Origin of the sequence: Trichococcus flocculiformis, from assembly GCF_900113645.1 — a bacterium.
GTDB classification, from domain to species: Bacteria; Bacillota; Bacilli; order Lactobacillales; family Aerococcaceae; genus Trichococcus; species Trichococcus flocculiformis.
The window spans coordinates 1-1,077 of sequence record NZ_FOQC01000107.1 but is presented as its reverse complement, the minus strand read 5'-3'; the positions used below and the strand labels follow the sequence as shown (position 1 = coordinate 1,077).

General features: G+C 53.5%; 1 rRNA gene. It reads left to right on the top strand.

Annotated elements, in window-relative coordinates:
* Nucleotides 1-1,074: ribosomal RNA gene (locus tag BMZ71_RS14575) — 23S ribosomal RNA — on the top strand; the annotation flags it as partial.
* Nucleotides 1,075-1,077: the final 3 nt, after the last annotated feature.

The following is a 1,077-nucleotide window of genomic DNA, read 5'->3' as shown; positions in this document are numbered from 1 at the left end:
TGACGCCTGCCCGGTGCTGGAAGGTTAAGAGGAGAGGTTAGCGCAAGCGAAGCTTTGAATTGAAGCCCCAGTAAACGGCGGCCGTAACTATAACGGTCCTAAGGTAGCGAAATTCCTTGTCGGGTAAGTTCCGACCCGCACGAAAGGCGTAACGATTTGGGCACTGTCTCAACGAGAGACTCGGTGAAATTATAGTACCAGTGAAGATGCTGGTTACCCGCGACAGGACGGAAAGACCCCATGGAGCTTTACTGCAGTTTGATATTGCGTGTTTGTATCACATGTACAGGATAGGTAGGAGCCGAAGATACCGGGACGCCAGTCTCGGAGGAGGCAACGGTGGGATACTACCCTTGTGATATGACCACTCTAACCCGCTGCTCTTAGCGAGCAGGGAGACAGTGTCAGACGGGCAGTTTGACTGGGGCGGTCGCCTCCAAAAATGTAACGGAGGCGCCCAAAGGTTCCCTCAGAATGGTTGGAAATCATTCGTAGAGTGTAAAGGCAGAAGGGAGCTTGACTGCGAGACCTACAAGTCGAGCAGGGACGAAAGTCGGGCTTAGTGATCCGGTGGTTCCGCATGGAAGGGCCATCGCTCAACGGATAAAAGCTACCCTGGGGATAACAGGCTTATCTCCCCCAAGAGTTCACATCGACGGGGAGGTTTGGCACCTCGATGTCGGCTCATCGCATCCTGGGGCTGTAGTCGGTCCCAAGGGTTGGGCTGTTCGCCCATTAAAGCGGTACGCGAGCTGGGTTCAGAACGTCGTGAGACAGTTCGGTCCCTATCCGTCGCGGGCGTTGGAAATTTGAGAGGAGCTGTCCTTAGTACGAGAGGACCGGGATGGACACACCGCTGGTGTACCAGTTGTTCTGCCAAGAGCATCGCTGGGTAGCTATGTGTGGACGGGATAAACGCTGAAAGCATCTAAGCGTGAAGCCCCCCTCAAGATGAGATTTCCCATCACTTTAAGTGAGTAAGACCCCTGAGAGATGATCAGGTAGATAGGTTGGGAGTGGAAGTACAGCGATGTATGGAGCGGACCAATACTAATCGGTCGAGGACTTAACCAATTT